Source organism: Arthrobacter sp. JUb115, from assembly GCF_004365035.1.
GTDB lineage: Bacteria > Actinomycetota > Actinomycetes > Actinomycetales > Micrococcaceae > Glutamicibacter.
In genome coordinates this window covers 313,869-332,471 of sequence record NZ_SOBS01000002.1, presented here as the reverse complement: position 1 = coordinate 332,471, position 18,603 = coordinate 313,869, and the positions used below count along the sequence as shown (strand labels likewise).

Below are 18,603 nucleotides of genomic sequence, written 5' to 3'. Positions count from 1 at the left end.
CGGCGGGAGGCCTAGTGGCCGAATGGATCCTCATCGGTACCCGGCAACCAGGTGTTGCCAGGCACGCCCCAACCCAGAGCCTTCTTGGCCTTCTTCCACTTCTTCTCCCAGCGTGGCTGCAACTTGTCCACGTAGAGGTAGCCATCAAGGTGGTCGTACTCGTGCTGCATGATGCGCGCGAACCAGCCGTGCGCTTCGAAAGAGATCGGATTGCCGAACTCGTCGAAACCCTCCACCTTCGCATAGTCGGCACGCTGCAGCGGGTAGTTCAACCCGGGCACGGACAAGCAGCCCTCGGAGTCGTCATCAGCATCCGCAGGAGCCTGCGACACCTTTGAAAGCGTGAGCTTGGGGTTGATCACTACGCCCCGCTCGGGAGCATCGTCCTGGTCAGCGAAGACGTAGGTGAACATGCGCAGGCCCAAACCGATCTGCGGAGCCGCCAGGCCCACGCCATGCGCTTCATCCATGGTGAGGTGCATATCGGCAACGAGCTCGCGCAAGGCGCCATCAAACTCGGTGACCTCCACCGCACGCTTGTGAAGTACAGGTTCTCCGTAAACAGTGATCTGCCGAATAGGCACGTGATCGGTTCCTTTCAAAAGTGCTTAGAGTGCTCGTCCAATAGTTTCACGCATGATCTCGCTTGTGCCACCGAAGATGGTCAGCAAGCGGGAGGCGGTGAAGGACTGGGCAATCGGGTACTCCATGATGTAGCCATAGCCGCCATGCAGCTGCAAAGCCTGATCGGAAAGCTTTTTAGCGCTCTCACTAGCCCAAAGCTTGACCTCGGCAGCCTCGGAAGGATCCAGCTCGCCGTCGTTGAATGCCAGGACGGCCCGGTCCACGAAGCTCTGGGTGACATGCGCCTCAGTCTTCAGGTTAGCCAGCTCGAAACGGGTGTTCTGGTACTCGGTCAGCGCCTGGCCAAAGGTCGAGCGGTTCTTCGCATGCTCCAGCGCCTGCTCGAAGGACGCGGTGCAGATCGCCGAGGCAGCCACGGCAATAGCCAGACGGGCCTGGGGAAGCTGCGCCTTGACATAGGACAGGCCCTGTCCAGCTTCGCCAACGAGATCCGCAGCCGAGACGCGGACATCGTCGAAGAACAGCTCAGCGGTATCAGAAGCCCGCAGCCCGATCTTGTCGAAGGGGCTGCCGTTGGTGTACCCCTCGGAACGCTCGACCATGAACAGCGAGAATGACTGCTCGCCCGCACGTCCGCTCTCGCCATCGGTGCGCGCAAGCACCAAAGCGGCATCGCCAAACGCAGCATTGCCAATGAAAGTCTTCTGGCCGCTAATCAGCCAGTCATCGCCATCGCGGACCGCCTTGGTGCGCACCGCACGCAGGTCAGACCCAGCGCCAGGCTCGGTAAACGCACAAGAGGTAATGGTGGAGCCATCGACCATGCGTGGAAGCCACTTGTCCTTGAGCTCGGCAGAGCCGTAGGAGAGCAGGTACGGCAGCACCAGGTCGTCGTGCAGGTGGAAGGCCAATGCTACGGACAGATGCCCCGAACGCACGAGCTGCTCATCAAGCACTACACGGAAGCGGTAATCATCGATGCCCATGCCACCGAACTGCTCAGGCACGGCAAGACCCAGCAGGCCGTTTTCACCGGCAGACTGCCACACCTCGCGGGGGATCTGATGATCCTTTTCCCACTGAGCGTATTTACCGGAAATCTCCCGGGCATTGAATTCCGTAGCCAGTTCACGGAACTGCTCGTGGTCCTCTTCAAAGAGCGCGCGTTTCACAGGGGGAGTACCTTTCGGTGGATGGAACGAAGGCATAAAGCTCACTGGCTTGCCGAAGTACATCATCCATTATGGTCGCTCAGGCCAATGCGTGCCTATTCGCCAGGGCAAACAACGATTCAAGTCACTAGATAACGCAAAAAGTCTCGAGAAACACGGGGATAGACCCCAAAACACAACGCATTCGAACATAGTTTCGAATCCGTGTTCCAAGCCGCCGAAATATGACTTAACACCGCATCAGGGCAGCACTGCGCTCGCCGGTAGGTTCGAAGTGCCTGTTCAGTCGGTCTCGTCGGCGACGAGTCTGCAGCCGGGATCCGCGCGTCAGGGCGTTGGCTTCACCGGAACCAACGATAAATCGGATCGGGTCCTGGGGAAGACGAGTGGCCCGTTGTGCAGGGGTGGGCAGTGCCGATAGTGCAACCCTGGACTGTCCCGATGGTTCCGGATCACTCTACGCGAAATCGATCCGGTTGCCGCTTGGTGGAATCCGTTTGTTTCGAGACTGCTGGCAGGATTGCGTGCGATCGCGTCGAGGCGCTCGACCTGTGCCTTGGAAGCGATCTTTTCAGCTTCGGCAGGTGCCTGGGCATCTGGTGGTTCCATGCGGTGGCCATGGCCGGCGGTGATAGCGGTTGGCGGCTAGCGACGCGATGCTGAACGCCGTGTCGGATTCGCTGGCGGGGACTGGCGGTGTATGCCTCTGGATTCCAGGTGTTCGGTCTGAAGTCATCCGGGGTCCGACGCCTTGCCGATTGCGCTTCAAGGCGTCGGAAACAAGAAAAGACCTGGTTCGGAATTTCCATTCCGAACCAAGTCTTTCGATCTGGGGTGAGTAACGGGGTTTGAACCCGCGACCTTCTGGACCACAACCAGACGCTCTACCGACTGAGCTATACCCACCATGTCTACTTCGTTACTAGTCAGAAGCTGCAGTGCTCATGATTTCGTACCGGGCAACGAGAAATACTATACACGTATCCAGGCCGGAAATACCAATTCGCGCAGCGCCATCTCCGGGATTGTGACGGGATGCTCATTATTCATGGCCGTGGGGCTGTTGCTCGCCGCTGAACTGCCACATGAGATGAATCCCCGTGCCGTGATCACGCCTTCGCCGGCAGTACCTGAGGGAAATGCTTTGCTGCAGGTGCAGGGCCCGACGACGCTAGGCATCGAGGGTGGAAGCCGATATAGTTCGAGCCACCGTGAAGAATTGATGATGGGGGAATTCTTGGGCATCGACGATCTTCTGGAAGCCTTGAATGCTGGCCAGAGAATTACCGCCGGTTCGCCGCTGCATGCGCTCATGCATAGCACAAGCCAGGACGCGCTGCGCATTTGCGCGGAGCTGAACGACGGCTACCGCAGCCCAGGGCAAGTGCGGGATTTGCTGCGGCAGCTGACCGGAACGAACGTTGACGACTCGGTGGTGCTATTCCCGCCGTTCAACTCGGAGTTTGGCCGCAATATCGAACTGGGGAAAAACGTCTTCATCAATGCTGGCTGCAAATTCCAGGACCAAGGCGGCATCAGTATCGGGGATGAGTGCTTGATTGGGCACAACGTCGTTGTGGCAACACTTAATCACGATCTTGAACCTGCTCGGCGGGCGGATATGATTCCGGCTCCAGTGATCATTGGGCGCAACGTCTGGATTGGCGCGAACGCGACCATACTTTCCGGTGTCACGATCGGCGAGAACGCAGTTGTCGCTGCCGCCGCGGTCGTAACGAAAGACGTACCTGCCGGCGCTGTTGTGGTTGGCTCGCCAGCCAGGGTGGTGCGCACGGTCTAATTCTGCGGCTCGTCAGCTGAGCGGCGGCGTTGCCAGGCGTGCGGGTTAAGCAAAAGACTCGATCCAGAACTTTCGTTCGGGATCGAGTCTTTGTCTCTGGGGTGAGTAACGGGGTTTGAACCCGCGACCTTCTGGACCACAACCAGACGCTCTACCGACTGAGCTATACCCACCATGTTTGCTTCGTTACTAGTCAGAACGCTTTTGCGAACCAATTCCGTATTTGGCAACGAGAAATACTATACACACAATTCCGCGCTTGATGCCAATCGGAAGGCCCCTGGGGCACTGTGCAGTGCATCACCAATGCGCCGGGGCCTTCGTTTAGCGGCTAGCCGGCGCTTTGGGTGATCCCTGCGGCGATCTTCCTGGCCTCATCGGAGGTTGGTCCCGGCGCCGGAACCATGATGGCGTCGCGGTAGTAGCGAAGCTCGTTGATCGAATCCTGGATGTCGCCCAGTGCGCGATGGTTGCCGGTCTTGGCTGGAGCGCCGTAGTGCGCCTTCGGGAACCAGCGGCGGCTCAACTCCTTCAAGGTCGACACGTCGATAATGCGGTAGTGCAGGTGTTCGATGACCTCAGGCATATCGCGTGCCAAGAAGTTCTTGTCGGTGCCCACCGAGTTGCCGCCCAGCAACGCCTTGTTCGGCTCCGGAACGTGCTTCTTGATGTAGTCGACCACCAGGCGCTGGGCTTCCTCCATGGAAATGCCGTTCTCCAGCTCGGGCAGCAGGCCGCTAACCACATGCATATTGCGAACGAAATCATCCATCTGCGCCAGAGCTGCCGGCTCGGGCTTGATGACTACCTGGATGCCCTCGTCGACGATCTCCAGATCGGAGTCGGTAATGAGCACTGCTACTTCGATCAATGCGTCGTTAACCAGATCCAAGCCGGTCATTTCGCAATCGATCCATACAATTTTTTCTGAGTTACTAGCCACGTAACCAATCTACACTTCAAGCAGGGCTGTGGGGGAGCGCACCCCGTTACGGGGCGCAAGGGCAGTGTTTCAACCGGCCTGGACGCGTGCTCGATGCTAAAATCATCTGAGATTTCCGGCTGTTGAATTGCCTGCTCGCAAGGGCGCGGCACATGCGACGCTGGCTTAATTACTCTCGAACTCATGTCCGTTACAGCCCGAGGTGTCAGTGTGTCAGCCAGCAAGCCAGCAGCAGTGAGCTCCCCGCCCTACGCTGGAGTGAATCGGACCCTTCTCAGCGGCGTCATCGGTTCCTCCCTGATCCTTTTCGGATCCTTCGGTACGGGGTGGCTGGCCAGCGTATCCCCGCTGAACCGCGACCCGTTCTTCATCATGCTGCGCACCGAACCGGCTGGCGTGATCGCCTGCGTGATCCTGCTGGCCCTGGGCTGCTGGGTCCTCTTCCGTTCCTGGTGGCGACTGGGCCAGAAGCTCAAGGGCTGGGGCGAGGGTTCGCTGAAGGTGGTCCGCCGTGCGGTGTGGCTGTGGAGCATCCCGATGTTCGTCACCCTGCCGATCATGAGCCGGGACGTCTTCGCCTACATCGGCCAAGGCCGGCTGGTGGATGCCGGGCAGGATCCTTATGTTGACGGAATATCCTCGCTGAATAACTGGTTCCAGCTCGGTGCCGACACCATGTGGGCGCAGGACGGCACCCCCTACGGCCCGCTCTACCTGAGCATCGAATTCCTCGTGGTCAAGCTGACCGGCCCTTCGACCGACGCGGCGGTCCTGGCCTTCCGGGCCATTGCATTCATCGGCGTGCTGCTCTGCCTGCGCTACGTGCCCAAGCTTGCCGAACTGCACGGTGTTTCCGGGGCCAAAGCCGCCTGGATGACCGTGGCGAACCCGCTGTTCCTGGTGAACTTCGTGGCCAGTGCGCACAACGATGCACTGATGACCGGCCTGTCGGTCTGGGCCGTCTACCTGGCATGCAAGCGCTACGGCTTCTGGGCCATCGTGGTGCTGGCGGCCTCGGTGGGAGTCAAGCCGATCACCCTGGTGCTCCTGCCGTTTATCGGCCTGCTCTGGGCAGGGCCAAACGCCGCCTGGCCGCGCCGCATCCTCTACTGGTTCTACACCGGTACGATCTTCCTGGCCCTGATGACCGTGGTTGGGTGGCTCAACGGCTACTGGTTCGGTTGGCTGAAGGTCATGCTCTTCACCGGCACCGGATACTCCATTTTCTCCCCGGTAGGGATCGCGGTCATCGCGCTGAGCGGGCTGGTCTCCGCCTTCGGGCTGTCCACCGAGTGGATCCTGCCCGCGGCAAAGCTCTTCGGCCGCCTGGTCGGCGTAGCCATCGCCTTTGTCTTGATCTTCCGCGGAAAGCACTCGCACCTGGTGCAGCGCATGGCTATCGCCTTCGCGGCGATTGTCGTGCTCTCTCCGGTGATCCAGCCGTGGTACCTCCTGTGGCTGTTGCCGTTCTTCGCCGCTACCGGCCTGCGCGATGACTGGCAGATGCTCTGGCTGCACCTGACCACCATCTTCTTCCTGGCCTACCAGGCCGCTGACCAGATCTTCGTCTGGCAGTTCCTGCAGGATTCCCTGGTTCCACGCGTCCAATTGATTTCCTGGGGCATCTCCATCGCCTGCGCCTTGTACCTTGTCTTCTTCGATCCGAAGACCAAGAACATCTGCGCTGATCTGCTCAGCTCGACCAACTGGCTGAAGAAGAGCAAGAAAGCCTAGTGGCAGTGGAGCAGCCGAAGCTGGCACCGCAGCACTCAAGCCTGCGGTCACTATCTTGGCAGGGGTTCACCGCCTCGGCCATGATCACCGTCGCCTCCTGGGGGATCGGCTGGTTCCCGCGCACCCAGCTGTCCCCGCTGGCACGCAGCGGCTTCTTCATAGAATTCCGAACCGAAGTGCCAGGTGTCATCAGCTGCATCGTGCTGATGGCCCTGGGAATCGTCTGGTTGACCCGAACCTGGATCCTGGCCCGGCCATGGGTCCAGGCTGCCGGTGAGATCACCGGACGGGAACTGGCCCGCGTGCTGGCCATGTGGTCTGCTCCGCTGATGCTCAGCTTCCCGATCCTCAGCCGTGACGTCTACTCCTACCTGGCCCAAGGCCGAATGCTGCACGCCGACAAATCCCCGTATGCCGAGGGCGTGTCCGCGCTTCCGGGCTGGTTCGATGGCGGATCCGACAGCCTGTGGGCGCAATCGCCCTCGCCCTATGGCCCGTTCTTCCTCGTGCTCGCCCGCATCATCTACTTCGCCTCCAACGGCATTCCCGAAATCGGCGTGGGCCTGCTGCGCGTCATTGCCGTGCTCGGTGTCTGGGGCTGCTATCACTTCACTGCGAAGCTGGCGCAGAAAATGGGACAGAGCGCCAACTGGGCCAACTGGGCCATCGTGGGCAATCCGCTGTTCCTGCTGACCATGATCGGCGGCGTCCACAACGACGCGCTGATGATCGCCGGTGTCTTCAGCGCCTTCGCCTATGCCTACGACCGCCGCCCCATTGCCGCTACGATGGCTCTGGCCATAGCCGTGTCGGTCAAACCCATCGTGCTGCTGGCGCTGCCTTTTATCGGCTTGATCCTGCTGGGCAGGAGCCCGTCGATGCGCGAGAGGTGGAAAATCTGGGCCAAGGTCGCAGCCCTCTCGCTGACCTGGCTGCTTTTGATCGGTGCGGTCACCAACCTCTGGTTCGGCTGGCTGCTTGCCATGTTCACTGCGGGCGACGCGGCGTTCCCGTACGCTCCCGTGGGACTGATCGGCTGGTCGCTGAGCAACCTGGCTGGCATATTCGGCGCTGATATCTCCTTGGTGAATGCCATCGTGGTGGGCGTCTTCCAGGTCATCGCGCTGGCCATTGTGGCGCGCCTGGCGCTGGCCAAGGAGATCTCCAGCCCGGTCCGCCTAGCGGCGTGGGCGCTCTCGGCGGTCGTGCTGCTGGCTCCGATTATCCAGCCGTGGTACATCCTGTGGTTGATGGCGCTGTTCGCCATTTCGCACAAGGTGTCCTGGGGATCGGAAAAGCTGATGATCTATGCATCCAGCCTGATCCTGGTAGCGGTTTTCGTCGACCAGCTCTCCATCGAGCAGTGGCACTCGGCCTGGCTGATGAAGACCCTGGCTGGAGTGCTCGTAGCGAGCCTGTTCATCGGCCTCTTCACTGCCGATGCCAGAACCAGGCAAGTGCTTCGCGGGCCGAAAGCATAGCCAAGGTCACATTCTGCAGCCCAGCTTTCTCCCGGAAAATTCCGCTTAGATAGAAATATGCAAACAATGTTCTGGCCAGCGGCAATCGCCATTCTCGGCGGCGCCCTCTTCTTGGCGTCCGCCGGCGTTTTCCTGCTGGCCGTGCAATACCGCCGGCATGGACGGTTGTCCTGGCGCCGCACCATTACCACCGCAACCGCAGCCGTCTACGGATTCGGCCTGTTCAGCTACACCATGCTTCCGCTGCCGTCCACGCGCGACGAATTCTGCCGTCCCGGGGTGGCCATCCCGCAACTGGTGCCCGGCCGTTTCGTCGATGACTTCAGGCTGGCCATCGTGGAACGCGGACTGAGCGGATTCGCCACCAGCTTCACCTTGTGGCAGGTGCTGTTCAACATCATCTTGTTCATGCCCCTGGGCATCTTGGCCGTGCGCTGGCTGCGCGGCAACATTTTCACCGGTGTCCTGCTCGGCTTCGCGGCCTCGCTGGCCATCGAGCTGACCCAATACACCGCTATTTGGGGGTTGTACACCTGCGCCTACCGCGTGGCCGACGTCGATGACCTGATCACCAACACTGCCGGCGCGCTGCTGGGCGCGATGATCGCCTACCTGCCGATGTTCCGCTTCCTTTCCGGCCCGCTGGAAGCGGACGCGGCCAATGCGCCGGCGCGGCCAGTGACCCGCGCCCGCCGTGTATTGGCCAACATCTTCGATGCAGGCTTCACCGCCGGCGCGCTCCTTGTCATCGGCGCTGCCCTGGAACTGCTGGAGCGCTTGGGTGCTCCGGAGTTCGGCCAACAGTGGATGAACTTCTGGCTTCCGCTGTTCGTGGTCTTCTGCGTCTTCTGGCTGCCGAGCCTGGCGCCGGGACGGGCCACCCTCGGCCAGCGCTGCGCCTGGCTGATGCTCACCGACGGGCAGGGGCAACCGGCTCCGGCCGGCCGGGCCTTGCTGCGCAGCCTGCTCGGATTTGGCGGGATTAACTTCCTCTTCCAGATTTCCACCAGCATGGTCGACTTCACGCCCTACCCGCTGCTGAACATGCTCGTTGTGATCTATATCGCGATCAGCGCCTTCTACTTCATCTTCGAGGCGAATCACCGGGGGCTGGCCGGAAAAATCAGCGGTACCGGTTTCATCGACCGTCGCGCCCTTTGAGCCAAGGCACCCCAGCACCGCAAGGCGCACGCTAAAATGGAACGCGGTGGTCTGCGCCTCGGGTGCGGTCCAGCAAACTCGCGTTTGAAGACATACCGATAATTCCCAAAAAGTTAGGTCTGCTCAGCAGCATGGAAGATAACAAACCAGAGGTCCCGGCCGAACCGCACCGCGCCGTCCTAGGCACGGCCGTAGGCGCGACGGTCCTCATTGCCATCGGCGCATTCGTGCTCTCGTTCGCTGCATTGACCGACCTGGCCGAGCGCTCGGGCATCAGCCCGCGCCTGGCCTGGATCTGGCCAATCATCATCGACGGCATGATCGTGGCCGCCACCGTGGCCATCGTGGCCCTGAACGGCTTCCATCGCAAGGCCATGATCTACCCGTGGTCGCTGCTGTTCTTCGGTGCGATCGTTTCCACTGCGGCGAACTCCACCCACGCAATCTTGACCGTGGACTCGATCGAAAACGGGGTGCCGCCGCTGGTTTCCGCGCTGGTTGCCGCCATGCCGCCAATCGTCTTGCTGGCCATCACCCACCTGACCGTGCACATGTACCAGAAGAAGTCCGAAGCCGCGAAGCTGCGCGCTGAGCTGGAATACAACGAAGAGCGGGAAAACGCCGAGAAGTACGGCGTCGCTTATGATGATGGCTACAACGCTGCGCTGACCGACACCAAGACCGCCGAGGAAGAACGCCTATCGGTCCTGGAACAGGATCACCAGGACGCGCTGGCCCGAGCCCGCGCCGAAGGCATCGCGGCAGGCCGATCGGACTCGAAGGTCACCCCGATCAAGCAGAACGCGCAGCCAGCCAAGGAAACCAAGCCTGCAGCGCAGAAGAAGACCGAGGACAAGGCGCCATTGTTCGACGACATGGCTAAGCGCCTTTCCCGCCCATAAGGGCCGTCGCCGCACCCGGCTGGCGCCAGGGCATGGGCATGAGGACAGCATTTTCAGGAACGCTTTAGCATCCAGGAGGCATCAATGATGGATCCGGCGCAGGGCCAGGCGAACGACGAGTTCTCCGAACAGATTGCGGCCGCCGTTGAGCAGTACAAGTCTGTGACCGGCGAACTCAATACCGTCATGTCGGCCATGAAGGCGAAGATCCGCCGGTTGTTCGCGAATTCCGAGGTGCAACCGCTGTTCATTACCGGCCGGGTGAAATCGCCGCAGTCCTTCGCGGCCAAGGCCTCGCGCCGGCTGCAGGAAAGTTCCGAGACCGCCCCGGTGCTGGAATTCCCCAACCCGCTGCGCGAAATCCACGACATGGTGGGCATCCGCATCATCGTGATGCTGCCCCATGAAATCCAGCAGGTTGCCAGCCTGATCAAGTCGCACCGCGACTCCTTCGACTGCCGCAGCGACCGGGAGAAGGACATCGGCTCGGTGGAGTCCGGCACCTACGGCTACTCCTCGCGCCACCTGCTGCTCAAGACCCGCAGCGAGCCGATCGTGCGCAAATTCCAGGAGGCCTTGGGCAAGCCGGTGGTAGCCAGCGGCAACTTCGTCTTCGAAGTGCAGATCCGCACCGTGCTGCAGCATGCCTGGTCCGAAATGGAACACGACATCCGCTTCAAGCATCCCGGCGAGGCCGCCTGGAATCCGCAGATCGACCGCCACTTCACCGCCACCGCTGCGATGCTGGAAACCGTGGAGGACTACTTCACGGACATCGACGAGCTGTACCATCGCCTGAACGGCTACCACGACCAGCAGGGCGCCGGATCCGAGCCGTTGACCGGCGAGAAGATCGGCGAAATATGGCAGACACTGTTGCCCCACGTCGACCGCAAGCGCGATGACGATTGGTCCTGGGCCGCCGAGCTGCTCGGCTCCCACGGCATCGACCAGACCTGGCAGCTGGCGCAGCTGCTGGATGCGAATGTGGTCACCGATGTGCGTGCGGCGCTGGACCACCGGTACTCGCCGGGCCCGGACCGCTTGCTTGACGACGTGCTGCTCTGGCGCTTCGGCAAGGACCACATCGACAAGACCAGCGGCGGGGACCTGCGCCGCGAAGCCTCCTTGCGCCGCCGCCTGATCCAGATGATGGATTACCGATCGCAACCCAGCGACAAGGAATAATTTCGATTCGAAGCCCGGATTTCCACGGCGGCGGAAGTGCGGGCTTCGATTCTTTAGCCAGCTCAACCCCAAACTGTTAGTTTGTGCACGTTCCGCAGGCCACGGCGTGGTTGGCCGGTAGAATAGTCAAGTTGCCCAATTTGTGGGCCGCACAATTCTTGTACCCGCATGAAAGGGCCACACCATATGATTTCCGTAGCCAACCTTGAGCTACGCGTCGGCGCCCGCTTGCTGATGGACGAAGTGAACTTCCGCATCGACAAGGGCGACAAGATCGGACTGGTGGGACGCAACGGTGCCGGCAAGACGACGATGACCAAGGTCCTCGCCGGCGAGACCCAGCCAGCCTCGGGTGAGGTCACCTTCAAGGGCTCCATCGGCTATCTGCCGCAGGACCCCAAGACCCCTGACATGGAGCAGCTGGCGCGCAATCGCATCCTTGGCGCCCGCGGCCTGGACGTGGTGGTCACCAAGCTGGCCCAGAACCGCGAGGACATGGCCAGCGAGGATGCTGCCGTCTCCGCCAAGGCCATGCGCCAGTACGACCGGTTGGAAGCAGAATTCATCGCTGCCGGTGGCTACGCTGCCGAATCCGAAGCGGCCGCCATCTGCGCCAACCTGGATCTGCCGGATCGCATCCTGGACCAGCCGCTGCGCACCCTGTCCGGTGGACAGCGCCGCCGCGTCGAGCTGGCCCGCATCCTCTACTCGGACGCCGAGACCCTGCTGCTCGATGAGCCGACCAACCACCTGGACGTCGATTCGATCATGTGGCTGCGCGACTTCATCAAGAACTACCCCGGCGGCGTGCTGATGATCAGCCACGATACCGGCCTGATGGAATCCACCGTGAACAAGGTGCTGAATCTCGACGCGAACCGCGGCGTGGTGGATGTCTACAACATGAACTGGAAGCGCTACAAGATCCAGCGCGAAACCGATGAGCGTGCCCGCAAGCGCGAGCGCGCCAACATCGAGAAGAAGGCTTCGGTCCTGCTGACCCAGGCGAACAAGATGAAGGCCCGCGCCTCCGGCGCCTCGGCGGCGCAGTCCATGCTCAAGCGCGTGGATCGCATGCTTTCCGGGCTGCAGGAAGAGCGTGCCTCCGACAAGGTTGCAGCCCTGCGCTTCCCGGATCCGGCTCCCTGCGGCAAGACCCCGCTCATGGCCGAAGGCCTGTCCAAGGCCTATGGCTCGCTGGAGATCTTCAACGATGTCTCGCTGGCCATCGACCGCGGCTCGAAGGTTGTCATCCTGGGCCTGAACGGTGCCGGCAAGACCACCTTGCTGCGCATGCTCGCCGGTGTCTCCGAACCCGATACCGGAAAGATCATTCCGGGCCACGGCCTGAAGATCGGCTACTTCGCCCAGGAGCATGACACCTTGGATCCGGAAGCCAGCGTGCTGGAGAACATGCGCCGCAACGCGCCTGACCACCTGAACGATGCCGACGTCCGCTCGATCCTCGGCTCGTTCCTGTTCGTCGGCGACGACGTGACCAAGCCGGCCGGCGTGCTCTCCGGCGGCGAGAAGACCCGTCTGGCCCTGGCCACCATCGTGGCTTCCAGCGCCAATGTGCTGTTGCTTGATGAGCCGACCAACAACCTCGACCCTGCCTCGCGCGCCGAGGTGCTGGGCGCGCTGTCCACCTTCCCGGGTGCCGTGGTCATGGTGTCCCACGATGAGGGCGCAGTGATGTCGTTGCAGCCTGAGCGCGTGGTCATCCTGCCTGATGGCGATGAGGACCTCTTCAACGAGGATTACCTGGAATTGGTTTCGCTGACTTAAATCCTGACAACGCGCAATAGCTCTCGTAGGCTTGGCAGATCACCATCTTCAAAGGGAGCTGCCAAGCCATGAGTGTTTTTGGACGCAAATTACCGCGGATCGCAGGCGCTGGGCTGCTGCTTGCCAGCGCGCTGGCCGGCTGCGCCGCACAGGTTTCCGATGAGGTCAACGCCCAGTGGACGCTACTGGACCCTGCCGGGGTGAATGCGTCGAGCACCAGCCTCGACCTCGGGGTCATGCGGCTTGCCTGTTCCTCCGGGGTGACCGGCGAGGTGACCGCCACCCAGGTGGAGCTGTCCAATGACCAGATCGCCATCGGGATCGTGGTTGAACCGCTGGAAGGCGAAGCGCATGCCTGCCAGGGCAACGAGACCGCGCCCTACACGCTGGAACTGCAGGAGCCGGTGGGGGACCGCACCCTCATCGATGCCTCCTGCCTCGAAGGCGAGTGGCACAAGACTCCTGGGTGCAGCGACAGCGGGATCCGCTGGACGCCGCCGGCCAACGGCAGCTGAAAGAAAACTGCATTAAGCAGAGAACCGCGCGGCAACTGGAATATTCCAGCTGCCGCGCGGTTCCCTTGTTTCCCGCAGCTACTTCGGGAGGCCCCCTGGCGTGTGGTCGGCCTGGTCGAGCAGCGCATCCTCGATGGCTTCATCGGTCGGCGTGCCGTCACGGCGGAACTTCTTATCCGGCTTGGCGCGAATCTTGCGCACCTTGTGCAGCGGCTCGTCCAGGCCCAGCGCCTCGGCTTCGGCTTGCTCGGCGGCATCCTCGGCGTTCAGCTTCTTCTGCTGGCGAGCGGCATACCAGAAGCCGATGAAGGCCAGCACGCCAAAGATGTACCACTGGATCTCGTAGGAAAGATGCGGACCTTCATCCATATCCGGAGCGTCCAGCTGCAGTGGCGCAGTGGCCGGGGCCGGATCCTCTTCATACATCAGGCCGTAGGCGCCCTGGGCGATCTCGTAGTCCAGGAGCTTGGCGTAGTCTTCGAGCTGGATCGAAGCCAATTGGCCCTCCGGGGCGCCGCGGTCCAAGCGGATTTCCGATGGTTTCAAGCGCACATCCACAGTGACTTCTCCGGCAGGTGGCGCTGGAACAGCATCCGGGTGGCCGTTTTCCTGGTTGCCGATCGGCAGGTAGCCGCGGTTCACGACGACAGTTCCGCCCTCGGTGGTCCTGAACGGCACCAGCACCTCGTAGCCGGGGCTGCCGGCCTTGATGCGGTTGCGCACGATCATGGTATCCGCGGGCAGATATTGGCCTCTGAGCTGCGCGGTCATCCAGGTCTTGTCCTCGTCCAGGTCCTGGAAATTCTCCAGGGCCTGCGTGCCGGTGACCGGCTCTGCGAAGTAGTTGCGGTTGACCCGTTCGATGCCCTCGAGGACTTCGGCACGGCGGTCGGCTTGCCAATTGCCCAAGCCAATGCAGGCGGCGGCGAAGATCGCCACCAGAATGAGCCAGCCGACCCACCGGGTACTGGCCAGAAAACGATACATCTACTTGCTTTCTCCTTCATTGCCCGGCATCGGCAGCGTTTCCTTGTAGAGCAGGCGTTCCTTCAGATACGTTTCGAGCCAGTCGCGGTGCTCTTCGCAGGCCAGCCAGATTTTGCGCCGGTCCGGGGTGTGGATCTTCGGGTTATTCCACAGCAGCTGGTGGCTGGCGGCGTTGCGGCAGCCCTTTCGCGAGCACTGGATTTCGGCGGCGGCAGGGGAGCCGCCGAGCGAACCTAGCAGATCCACTAGTCCTCCTTGGGAGCAGTTGTTGGCTGTTGCACCGGTTCAGCTTCTTCGGCGAAGCTTCCGTCGATCACTTCTGGTTCCGGTGCCTGCTGCGCGGCAGGCGCGGTTTCGTCCGGTGCGGCGATAGCCTGGGCGCCGGGAGCCTTGTAGAACTCGGCGGGCGGTTCGCGTTTGGTCAGATCCGCACCGCCGTTGGCGATCACCACTGCGATATAGGGAAGGATAATTGCGCCCGCGAGCAAGACCCAACGCAGCCAGCCATCGAAGAAGAAAGCGAGAACGAAGCAGATCAGGCGCACGGTCATGGAAATCGTGTATTTGCGCACACGTGAATCGCGCTCGGTGGTATGGGACTCGCGCGCTTCGGTAATGCGGTGAACTTCCGGTTGGCTGGAACCGTGATTCGTGGGCTGTGGGGACATGTAAAAGACTTCGCTTCGCAGTACGGGATCTGCTCCCATTGTCTCACCTGCGGCACGAAGAGTGTAATTTCTACGCGCTGTCGAAGCGGTAAAACTGGGTAGTAACTAATAGGATTGTTCACGGAGTAGCTACTTAACTAGGCAAAGTGCGCTTTTCGGCTGGCCCTTGGAGAGATTTACCATGCCAGGACAGCGAGCGCATGAACGGAGAAATACATTGACTACGGAACCAACCACTGGCCGCAGTGTCCTCGTGACCGGCGGCAACCGCGGCATCGGACTTGCTATTGCGCGCGCATTCGAAGCCAACGGCGACAAAGTGGCCATTACCTACCGCAGCGGCGAGGTTCCCGCCGGACTGCTCGGCGTCAAGGCCGATGTCACCGACGGCGAATCGATCGACGCGGCCTTCAAGGAAGTTGAAGCGGCCCACGGTCCGGTAGAAGTCCTCGTCGCCAATGCGGGGGTCACCAAGGACACCCTGCTGCTGCGCATGAGCGAAGACGACTTCACCTCGGTGATCGACACCAACCTCACCGGCGCCTTCCGCGTGATCAAGCGCGCGTCCAAGGGCATGATCCGGCTCAAGCGCGGCCGTGTCGTGCTGATTTCCTCGGTCGTCGGCCTTTACGGCTCGCCAGGGCAGATCAACTACGCGGCGTCCAAGGCCGGCCTGGTGGGCATCGCCCGCTCGCTGACCCGTGAACTGGGCTCACGCGGCATCACCGCCAACGTTGTGGCTCCGGGCTTCATCAACACCGAGATGACCGCTGTGCTGCCAGAGGACACCCAGAAGGAATACCTCTCCAGCATCCCGGCCAACCGCTTTGCTGAGCCTGAAGAGGTTGCCAACGTGGTCCGCTGGATCGCCAGCGACGAAGCAGGCTACATCTCCGGTGCCGTGATCCCGGTTGATGGCGGCCTGGGCATGGGCCACTAGAAGATTTAAGCAAGAAATCCAAAGGAGTACCACCATGAGTGAATTCAAAGGTGCCGTTGTAACCGGTTCCTCGCGCGGCATCGGTGCGGTGACCGCGCAGCTGCTGGCCGAGCAGGGCGTTGGCGTAGTGGTCAACTACCGCGCCAAGGCCCCGCGCGCCAACAAGATTGTTGCCGCTATTGAAGAAAAGGGCGGCAAGGCCGTTGCCGTGGGCGCCGACCTGACCACCGTTGAGGGTCCGCAGGCTCTGGTTGACGCGGCTGTTGAGAACTTCGGCTCGCTGGATGTCGTCGTGCTCAACGCTTCGGGCGGCATGGAAACCTCCATGGGCGAAAACTATGCGCTGCGCCTGAACCGCGACGCGCAGGTGGCCATGCTGGAAGCCGCGCTGCCCCAGCTGAGCGAGGGCGGCCGCGTGGTCTTCGTTACCAGCCACCAGGCGCACTTCATCAACGAAGTAACCACCATGGATGCCTACGACGCTGTGGCCAAGTCCAAGCGCGCCGGCGAAGATGCACTGCGCGAAATGATCCCGAAGCTGGCCGAGAAGAACATCACCTTCGTGGTGGTCTCCGGTGACATGATCGAAGGGACCATCACCGCAACCCTGCTCAACCGCATGGAGCCAGGTGCTATCGACGCCCGCCGCGAAGCTGCCGGCAAGCTGTACTCCGTCGAGGAGTTCGGCGCCGAGGTAGCCAAGATGGTCTTCGCCGACGTCGAGACCGGCCACACCGAGCTGGTTGGCGGCGCAGGCGACTTCCTGGAGCAGTCGGGCAAGTAAGCCCCCGCAGCAGCGCGCATCAGCTGGCGGCAGTTACCCCGTGCAGGGGTTCCGACCGCCAGCTTTTCCGTGCCTGGGGCAAAATGCGCAGGGTTAAGCGAAATCGCCGGGCACCTCCGAAAGGGAGGCGCCCGGCGATTTCGCTTGGATCAGTCCTTGGGCTTGTCGCCGCAGACGATCTTGTGCCATGGGCTGTAGGTCCAGCTCTTGGTTTCAGCTGGCAGCTTCTTGGATCCATCGAAGGCTTCCCGGTAGCGGGTGATATCGATGCTGAAGCCCTTCTTGCCACCAGATTCCGAGACGCACTTTTCGGCCGGGTTGTACTTGGTCTCGGGGTTGGTCTGGTTGTACTTGCCCGAGCTCTTCTGCGAGACATCCCAGTACTTGGTGGACCACAGGCGGGTATTGACCTTGTCGCCCGAAACCCAGGCCTGGATCATCACGCCGTAGGGGGTGTTGTTCTCCCAGATCATGTCGATCTGGCCTTCCCACAAGGTGGCTTCGCGTCCCGCGGGGTAGCGCTCGAACCAGCGCGAATGCGGCTTGTGGGTGATGTCGTCGTATCCGGCCAGGAAGCCGACGTTGTACATCTGGGTGGAGATCTGCGAGAGTCCGCCGCCTACGGCTTCGGTGCTGAAGCCGCTTTCCACGACCCCGGAGCTGTAATAGCCGTTGGCCACGGTGATCGGGCCCAAGGCCTGCAGCAGCGAGAAGCGTTCGCCGGGCTTGATGATATCGCCATTGACGCGCGCCGAACCGGCATGCAGGTTCTTGGTGCGTACGGTATCGGAAGCCGGGTAGGGAGTGGAGAAGGTGACGATCGGTTCCTTGATGCCGAGCTTCTTCGCATCTGCGGTGGTGAAGTCGGCTTCCTTCTCGGTCATCTCAACTTCGGCAGTGCGGTTCTTGGCAGCGGTGGCGGCCAGGACCTTGGCGCCCAGGCCCTTGGTCTCCAGCGAGATGCCCTTGGAGGACTTGATGATGGACGGCTTGCCGTCCTTCAAGACGATCTGCGCATCCTTGGCAGTGCTGGAAAGATCGGAATTCTTCGTCGCAGCCTTGTAGAGCTTCTCGTCATCCAATGCGATCGCTGGGGCGCCATCCTTGGGCGCGTACTTTGCCGCCGCGGCAATAGACGCGGCCGAGATGGACGCTTTCTTGTCATCCGATGCCAGGATGACCTCGTCCTTCAGCAGCGCCTTGACGTCCTTGTCGTAGAACGCCTGCAGGGCGTCGGCAGAGATTGCCGGCTTGCTGACCTCGGCAGGCAGGTCGATCGCCGCGCCGGCAATTTCCCATTCCTCGCTGATCAGTGTGGCGGCTTCTTCGGTCTTCAGCGCTACGCCGTCAACGGGCTTGGTCAGCTTCGAGGTGCCATCCTTGAAATCGATGGTTCCTTCGGCGACCTCGGCATTGGCCTTCTTGGCCAGCGCTTCAAGCTGCGCGCCCAGTTTTTCCTGATCTACGTCGACCGCTGGGGTGACGTGGAATTCGCCGGTGAGCCGCTCGTAGAGCTTGGCCGGGTTGATTTCGTAGGAAGTCAGTTCGTTGATGGTTTCATCAACGTTCAGTTCCAGGCCGGCCTTGGCCGGATCCAGGGTGTACTTTTCACCGTTGACGGTGACATCCATTGGCTTTTCAGCCAGGGGGAGTACCTCGCGTTCCAATTCGGCGCGAGCCTGGTCCTTGTTCATGGATCCGATGTTCACGCCCGCAATTGACGCGTTGGCTGGAACCTGGGAACTGACATAGGCGGCTCCGCCGAAATATGCTGCGGCTACGGCTGCAACACAAGAACCGGTAATGATCCAAGGCTTGGCCTTGCTCTTCGGCTTCTTCTTGTCTTGTGCGGAGTGCGTAGGCGTAGTTGAGGAACTGTCCGGGGAGGGGGTCTGCACTGGTCTGGTAGCTCTTTCGAAAGCGATAGGGGCTACGCGCGCGGCTAGGACTTATG

The 18,603-nt window shown here is 61.5% G+C and carries 17 protein-coding genes and 2 tRNA genes; 10 read left to right on the top strand and 9 right to left on the bottom strand.

Annotated features, from left to right (window positions below; genetic code table 11):
• Window positions 1–11: 11 nt before the first annotated feature.
• From def to EDF61_RS04720, 3 genes are all read right to left on the bottom strand, one after another.
• Window positions 12–584, bottom strand: coding sequence for a peptide deformylase (def, locus tag EDF61_RS04730; protein ID WP_105657783.1), 573 nt, complete (start codon window positions 582–584; stop codon window positions 12–14).
• Window positions 585–608: 24 nt separating this feature from the next.
• Window positions 609–1,757 carry an acyl-CoA dehydrogenase family protein gene (locus EDF61_RS04725; protein ID WP_208294229.1) on the bottom strand — a complete coding sequence of 383 codons (1,149 nt, stop codon included), beginning with the start codon at window positions 1,755–1,757 and terminating at the stop codon, window positions 609–611.
• Window positions 1,758–2,587: 830 nt separating this feature from the next.
• Window positions 2,588–2,663: transfer RNA gene (locus EDF61_RS04720), tRNA-His, on the bottom strand.
• 142 nt (window positions 2,664–2,805) lie between these two features.
• Between EDF61_RS04720 and EDF61_RS04715 the strand changes: the two genes are divergently transcribed.
• Entirely contained in the window at window positions 2,806–3,558 is a 753-nt protein-coding gene (locus tag EDF61_RS04715; RefSeq protein WP_353653986.1) for a DapH/DapD/GlmU-related protein, read from the top strand.
• Between the two features lie 97 nt (window positions 3,559–3,655).
• Here the strand turns inward: EDF61_RS04715 and EDF61_RS04710 are convergent.
• Both EDF61_RS04710 and orn read right to left on the bottom strand, forming a co-directional pair.
• Window positions 3,656–3,731, bottom strand: a tRNA-His gene (locus EDF61_RS04710).
• A 158-nt stretch (window positions 3,732–3,889) separates the two neighbouring features.
• Window positions 3,890–4,501 carry an oligoribonuclease gene (gene orn / locus EDF61_RS04705; protein ID WP_105661234.1) on the bottom strand — a complete coding sequence of 204 codons (612 nt, stop codon included), beginning with the start codon at window positions 4,499–4,501 and terminating at the stop codon, window positions 3,890–3,892.
• Window positions 4,502–4,684: 183 nt separating this feature from the next.
• Between orn and mptB (EDF61_RS04700) the strand changes: the two genes are divergently transcribed.
• The 7 genes from mptB (EDF61_RS04700) (at window position 4,685) to EDF61_RS04670 (ending at window position 13,270) form a co-directional block, all read left to right on the top strand.
• Window positions 4,685–6,235, top strand: a complete 1,551-nt coding sequence (gene mptB, locus EDF61_RS04700; protein ID WP_286172102.1) for a polyprenol phosphomannose-dependent alpha 1,6 mannosyltransferase MptB — start codon at window positions 4,685–4,687, stop codon at window positions 6,233–6,235.
• A 5-nt stretch (window positions 6,236–6,240) separates the two neighbouring features.
• On the top strand, window positions 6,241–7,716 hold the full coding sequence (mptB, locus tag EDF61_RS04695) for a polyprenol phosphomannose-dependent alpha 1,6 mannosyltransferase MptB (protein ID WP_133833408.1): 1,476 nt from the start codon (window positions 6,241–6,243) through the stop codon (window positions 7,714–7,716).
• A 57-nt stretch (window positions 7,717–7,773) separates the two neighbouring features.
• Window positions 7,774–8,877 (top strand): VanZ family protein, encoded by a 1,104-nt coding sequence (locus tag EDF61_RS04690; RefSeq protein ID WP_133833407.1) that lies wholly within the window; start codon window positions 7,774–7,776, stop codon window positions 8,875–8,877.
• Window positions 8,878–9,008: 131 nt separating this feature from the next.
• Window positions 9,009–9,779, top strand: coding sequence for a DUF2637 domain-containing protein (locus EDF61_RS04685; RefSeq protein WP_133833406.1), 771 nt, complete (start codon window positions 9,009–9,011; stop codon window positions 9,777–9,779).
• 84 nt (window positions 9,780–9,863) lie between these two features.
• Entirely contained in the window at window positions 9,864–10,967 is a 1,104-nt protein-coding gene (locus tag EDF61_RS04680) for a GTP pyrophosphokinase (RefSeq protein WP_105657790.1), read from the top strand.
• Between the two features lie 186 nt (window positions 10,968–11,153).
• The gene (locus EDF61_RS04675) at window positions 11,154–12,755 is read left to right on the top strand and encodes an ABC-F family ATP-binding cassette domain-containing protein (protein WP_105657791.1); all 1,602 of its coding nucleotides are present in this window, start codon (window positions 11,154–11,156) and stop codon (window positions 12,753–12,755) included.
• A 68-nt stretch (window positions 12,756–12,823) separates the two neighbouring features.
• On the top strand, window positions 12,824–13,270 hold the full coding sequence (locus tag EDF61_RS04670) for a hypothetical protein (protein WP_133833405.1): 447 nt from the start codon (window positions 12,824–12,826) through the stop codon (window positions 13,268–13,270).
• A 78-nt stretch (window positions 13,271–13,348) separates the two neighbouring features.
• On the opposite strand, the gene EDF61_RS04665 is transcribed toward EDF61_RS04670, so the two are convergent.
• Genes EDF61_RS04665 through EDF61_RS04655 form a run of 3 tightly spaced genes read right to left on the bottom strand, consistent with a single transcriptional unit; the run spans window position 13,349 to window position 14,925 of the window.
• A complete protein-coding gene (locus tag EDF61_RS04665) occupies window positions 13,349–14,257 on the bottom strand; it encodes an SURF1 family cytochrome oxidase biogenesis protein (protein WP_133833404.1) in 909 nt (302 codons plus the stop codon).
• Window positions 14,258–14,503, bottom strand: a complete 246-nt coding sequence (locus EDF61_RS04660; RefSeq protein WP_105657794.1) for an acetone carboxylase — start codon at window positions 14,501–14,503, stop codon at window positions 14,258–14,260. It abuts the gene before it with no gap.
• Window positions 14,503–14,925 carry a DUF3099 domain-containing protein gene (locus tag EDF61_RS04655; protein ID WP_133833403.1) on the bottom strand — a complete coding sequence of 141 codons (423 nt, stop codon included), beginning with the start codon at window positions 14,923–14,925 and terminating at the stop codon, window positions 14,503–14,505. The genes EDF61_RS04660 and EDF61_RS04655 overlap by 1 nt, the downstream gene beginning before the upstream one ends.
• A gap of 217 nt (window positions 14,926–15,142) precedes the next feature.
• On the opposite strand from EDF61_RS04655, the gene EDF61_RS04650 reads away from it, so the two are divergent.
• Window positions 15,143–15,865, top strand: a complete 723-nt coding sequence (locus EDF61_RS04650) for a beta-ketoacyl-ACP reductase (RefSeq protein WP_105657795.1) — start codon at window positions 15,143–15,145, stop codon at window positions 15,863–15,865.
• 34 nt (window positions 15,866–15,899) lie between these two features.
• Window positions 15,900–16,649, top strand: coding sequence for an SDR family oxidoreductase (locus EDF61_RS04645; protein WP_105661240.1), 750 nt, complete (start codon window positions 15,900–15,902; stop codon window positions 16,647–16,649).
• 149 nt (window positions 16,650–16,798) lie between these two features.
• Here EDF61_RS04645 and EDF61_RS04640 read toward each other — a convergent pair whose 3' ends face one another.
• Window positions 16,799–18,547, bottom strand: a complete 1,749-nt coding sequence (locus tag EDF61_RS04640) for a VanW family protein (protein WP_105657797.1) — start codon at window positions 18,545–18,547, stop codon at window positions 16,799–16,801.
• Window positions 18,548–18,603: the final 56 nt, after the last annotated feature.

Bases quoted from the DNA above. Each gene is read 5' to 3' on its own strand.
- EDF61_RS04715 (WP_353653986.1), top strand. From the start codon at position 2,806: ATGGCCGTGGGGCTGTTGCTCGCCGCTGAACTGCCACATGAGATGAAT.
- mptB (WP_286172102.1), top strand. From the start codon at position 4,685: ATGTCCGTTACAGCCCGAGGTGTCAGTGTGTCAGCCAGCAAGCCAGCA.
- EDF61_RS04690 (WP_133833407.1), top strand. From the start codon at position 7,774: ATGCAAACAATGTTCTGGCCAGCGGCAATCGCCATTCTCGGCGGCGCC.
- EDF61_RS04685 (WP_133833406.1), top strand. From the start codon at position 9,009: ATGGAAGATAACAAACCAGAGGTCCCGGCCGAACCGCACCGCGCCGTC.
- EDF61_RS04680 (WP_105657790.1), top strand. From the start codon at position 9,864: ATGATGGATCCGGCGCAGGGCCAGGCGAACGACGAGTTCTCCGAACAG.
- EDF61_RS04675 (WP_105657791.1), top strand. From the start codon at position 11,154: ATGATTTCCGTAGCCAACCTTGAGCTACGCGTCGGCGCCCGCTTGCTG.
- EDF61_RS04670 (WP_133833405.1), top strand. From the start codon at position 12,824: ATGAGTGTTTTTGGACGCAAATTACCGCGGATCGCAGGCGCTGGGCTG.
- EDF61_RS04665 (WP_133833404.1), bottom strand. From the start codon at position 14,257: ATGTATCGTTTTCTGGCCAGTACCCGGTGGGTCGGCTGGCTCATTCTG.
- EDF61_RS04655 (WP_133833403.1), bottom strand. From the start codon at position 14,925: ATGTCCCCACAGCCCACGAATCACGGTTCCAGCCAACCGGAAGTTCAC.
- EDF61_RS04645 (WP_105661240.1), top strand. From the start codon at position 15,900: ATGAGTGAATTCAAAGGTGCCGTTGTAACCGGTTCCTCGCGCGGCATC.